Source organism: Hoylesella enoeca JCM 12259 (genome assembly GCF_000613405.1).
GTDB classification, from domain to species: Bacteria; Bacteroidota; Bacteroidia; order Bacteroidales; family Bacteroidaceae; genus Prevotella; species Prevotella enoeca.
This window is the reverse complement of record NZ_BAIX01000078.1, coordinates 1-3,979: the sequence shown is the minus strand read 5'-3', so window position 1 is coordinate 3,979 and position 3,979 is coordinate 1. Positions and strand designations below refer to the sequence as shown.

The 3,979-nt window shown below is 48.3% G+C and carries 5 protein-coding genes; 1 reads left to right on the top strand and 4 read right to left on the bottom strand.

From position 1 onward, the window contains the following. Positions 1 to 249: 249 nt before the first annotated feature. Positions 250 to 1,374, top strand: a complete 1,125-nt coding sequence (locus JCM12259_RS12370; RefSeq protein WP_025066676.1) for an acyltransferase family protein — start codon at positions 250 to 252, stop codon at positions 1,372 to 1,374. Between the two features lie 114 nt (positions 1,375 to 1,488). On the opposite strand, the gene JCM12259_RS12365 is transcribed toward JCM12259_RS12370, so the two are convergent. The 4 genes from JCM12259_RS12365 to JCM12259_RS12350 all read right to left on the bottom strand — a co-directional run bounded on the left by JCM12259_RS12365 (position 1,489) and on the right by JCM12259_RS12350 (position 3,856). Beyond that, the gene (locus JCM12259_RS12365) at positions 1,489 to 1,905 is read right to left on the bottom strand and encodes an HU family DNA-binding protein (RefSeq protein ID WP_025066675.1); all 417 of its coding nucleotides are present in this window, start codon (positions 1,903 to 1,905) and stop codon (positions 1,489 to 1,491) included. A 231-nt stretch (positions 1,906 to 2,136) separates the two neighbouring features. Then, complete coding sequence (locus tag JCM12259_RS12360) at positions 2,137 to 2,346, bottom strand: hypothetical protein (protein ID WP_025066674.1); 210 nt, start codon at positions 2,344 to 2,346, stop codon at positions 2,137 to 2,139. Between the two features lie 4 nt (positions 2,347 to 2,350). Then, the gene (locus JCM12259_RS12355; RefSeq protein ID WP_025066673.1) at positions 2,351 to 3,649 is read right to left on the bottom strand and encodes a hypothetical protein; all 1,299 of its coding nucleotides are present in this window, start codon (positions 3,647 to 3,649) and stop codon (positions 2,351 to 2,353) included. A gap of 36 nt (positions 3,650 to 3,685) precedes the next feature. Then, entirely contained in the window at positions 3,686 to 3,856 is a 171-nt protein-coding gene (locus JCM12259_RS12350; protein WP_025066672.1) for a hypothetical protein, read from the bottom strand. Positions 3,857 to 3,979 lie beyond the last annotated feature (123 nt).

The window sequence follows — 3,979 nt, the reverse complement described above, 5'->3', positions numbered from 1 at the left end:
TTATATTTGCTTTTTTAATCATCTCTTTAATTGTTCAGACCCCCATCCCCCTAACTTAGGGGGCTAAGAAAACTGCCGGCAAAGGTAAGTAAAGTTTCTTAATCTCGCAAACATTTATACGAAAAGTTGAGACTGTCCTCCCATATTTGCAATTCTTGAAGCACAGAGACAGGTAGCTGATCAGGAGTTTTGTTTTCCTCGGTTTTATGCTTATCTTTGTGGCTCGTAAAGCAAAACGGATATTTCACAATGGATCGAAACAACATTTCAGCGGCGGCTTTTGCCGACACCAAACCTCATTATCATTTGTTGGACGGACTGCGTGGCGTGGCTGCACTCGTTGTCATTTGTTACCACATAGGCGAGGCTTTTGCCACCAGCTACCTCGACCAATGCGTCAACCACGGTTATCTGGCGGTGGACTTCTTTTTTATGCTGTCGGGGTTTGTCATCGGTTATGCTTACGACGACCGTCGGGCTACGATGGGTGTGTGGACATTCGTCAAGCGCCGACTTGTGCGTCTGCATCCCATGGTGGTGATGGGAGCTGTGATCGGCGCATTGATGTTTTACACCCAGGGGTGTGACTATTGGAGGGTTTCGGATGTTCCGATCCTCCTTTTGCTCTTGGCCACACTCCTCAACATGTTTTTGGTGCCGGCGTGGAGCAGTGTGGAAGTGCGCGGGTTTGGCGAGATATTTCCGCTGAATGGTCCCACGTGGTCGCTGTTTTATGAATATATCGGTAACATATTGTATGTGTTGCTTATTCGCCGATTGTCCACGCGTTGGCTCTCTGTTTGGGTTTGTGTTGCCGGCGGCGCCTTGTTGGGTTATGCCGTTACCAATGTCGACGGCTATTTGGGGGCCGGTTGGACGTTTGACAATGGCGGATTCTGGGGCGGGTTGCTTCGCGTGTTGTTTGCTTTTCCTGCGGGATTGTTACTTTCCCGAGTGTTCCGGAAACGAACTGTGCGTGGTGCCTTTTGGTGGTGCGCTTTGGGTATTGTCGTCGTTGCGGCCATTCCCCGAATAGGTGGGAGCGCGCACCTCTGGGCAAATGGTCTCTATGATGCTTGCTGCGTGCTGCTTGTCTTTCCGTTTGTGGTATGGCTGGGCGCATCCGGGCAAACCACCGACGCTCTTTCCACGCGTATCTGCAATTTTCTGGGCGACATCTCTTATCCCCTTTACATCGTGCATTACCCTTTCATCTACTCGTATTATGCGTGGGTGAAGAACAACGACCTCGCCTTTTCTCAAACTCTTCCACAAGTCTTTGCCTTGGTTGTGGGCTGCATTGCACTGGCGTGGGTGTGCCTGAAATGGTATGACATCCCCGTGAGGAAATGGTTGCAGAAGAGATTTGTGTGAGGGAAGGACAATCTGTTTATCCTAATTCGAGGTCAACAGCCGAGAATCAAATACTAAAAAGCAGGTAACATGCGCTACCTGCTTTTTCAGTTCAGTCTAATCTTCTGCTGGGATTCACGGCTTTGGCTTCGCCGGCGTTTTCTTCTTCCGCTCTTGCTTGGGCACGCGATGAAACTCTACGCCCTTCAATAATTTGAATTCGGCCGACGGTGTGAATGTGATATGAATGCGCCGGATATGTTCCGAGGGTTTAAAGTCCTCGGCCTTGGCCACGGCTTTCGACTGAATCGCCGGACGGAATGTGCCCAGCGGACCTGCATCGACGATATAGCCCTGCGAGCAAAGAAAATTCACCACTTTGATGAATTTGTAAAACACAGCCACGACATCCGATTCACCCACGGTCGAATCCTCGGCCATCAGTTTGCAGAGCTTCCCAAACGAGATGTGATCTTTCTGGCAAACCAGCGTGGCAACAAACAGTTTTGCGCCGATTATCTTCAATTCGTGTTCATTGAGAGAGTAGTCCATTTCCTGTCTCCTTTTTGTTTGTTTATAATATATTGATTTACAACGATCTACAAAACCCTTTTTCGTTCTCCAAAAAACGTCTAATCATTTCAGGAAAAACGTCTAATCGTTTTATCGAAAACGTCTAATCATTTCACTCAAAACCATTAGACGTTTTGCCCAACATGTCTAAACGTTTTGGGTGAAATGACCAGTCGTTTTCATTCCTCTGTCCTTTTAGTCATGACATAGTTAGAAATGGATGAACGGGCGCACATGCTTATTATTGGAGGAATAGTTTGCCCCTGCATATCCTGTGCCAGGAGTAGAATATCCCGCACTATTCCAATCTATACCGACTGCCTTGCCATACTCGCTGGTCCAGTATTCTTTGTTGCCTATGGTTCCTGAAGATTGGAAAACATATTCTTTGTCAAGGGCTGCATAGTATATGGACTGCATCTCGCTAGTGCCCCCTATATACCTGTGAAAAGCAAATGTCGGTCAATGCTTTATACCATTCGGCTAATGACGGCAGGTACCATTGGCTCAGATTTGCACCCGTTGTTATAGGGCCGTAGGTGTTATAATAGTTGATAGCTTGGGCTGCACTATACTCGTCCATTTCATAATCGCCATCGCTCTTCTTTGCATCTTCGAGCGCTATGGCCATGCCGCTGCCCGCTGTCCCGTTATTGTCTGTCACGACAACGCCTATGGGTTTGGCTGATGCCGAATGGTTAGGCGTTCCGTTTGGCAATAGCAGATCTACTGTCCCATCGCTGTAAAGGAGTTTATAATTATATCGCAGTGTGATTTTAATCGTGTACGAACCGTTCTGGTAAAATGTCCTAGGAAGATTATTGACGCGCTGAACGATTCCGCTAAGGCTCTTTTTGTAAATGTTGAGGCTATTGATATTGATCTCCAAATCGGACGATGTTGCTGACGGGAGGATATATGCGTAGTCGGATGCAGTAGCCGTATAAGTGCCGGTGCCGTCGTTGGATGCGTTAAGATACATGAGAGAGCCGATTGGAGTCCATGTTGTCAAGGGGTCACTGTATGTATAACTGCCTGTTGTCGCGTCGAGTGTGGATGTTCCCCAAGCCTTATATTGTGGTCGAGCATCTCCGTAGAAAGGCATATATCCTTCGAATTTATAGCGTATGCGGGCGCCGACATGCTTCATGGCAAAGCTGACGGTCTGATGGTGCGGCGTGGCCGGGAGCGTAACGGTGGTGGTGCCGATACGGGCTGTGCCGGCATTGGCCAACGACACGTTGAGATGATCGCCCGAAATGTCTACCTTGTCGTTACAACAATAAAACGTATAGGTGCCGGGGGCAAGTATAATGTCTTGATTGGACGATGTGGCCGTAAACACGTTGCTCGTCACCGTGCCTTTCAGCGTGCCTTTGAGCACACCGCCCTGATAAGCCAACACGGTGTAGGTGCCGTTGCTCATGCCCGCAGCACGCGTGGTGGGTGTTTGTTTTGCATCGCGCTCTACACTCATTTCGGCAGTGATATTGTTGCCCAGGTTGATGGTATCACGACCGAGCACAGTGTCTTGACCGGCACGCGTGGCGTCGATTTCTGTGTCGGCACCGAAGTCTTCGTCTATGAGTTGAAAACGAATGGTTTTGTTTGCACTGATAGTTTGGTCCTGCTCGGTGTTGTCGTTGTTAGAGCAGGCACTGAATAAGGCTGCCGTCAGCATCGTGCCGATGAGCAGCATTTGGTTGATTCTCTTTTTGTTCATTGTTTTTTTCTTTTTCGGTTACTTATCGGGTGACGATTAAATGTATATGTCGCCCCCATCTACTTCTTGGTCTGCATCCCAATCCTCTTCCGTGGATGTCTTCGGTTCGGGCCTTACGGATACGCAGATAAACTGTTCCGTGCTCGTTTCGATAATTTCACACTCGGGCTTCTCGTAGCCCCATCTCTCTAATTGTTTTTGATTCATAATTTCTATGTTTTGAGTGAATAATTCGTGAAGTTTTCCCCCTGGCCGGGTTGGCAAAAGGGCATAAAAAAGAGAACAAAGGGAACTCCGAGAAGCCCTTTGTTTATTGGTGTTCAGCTGTCG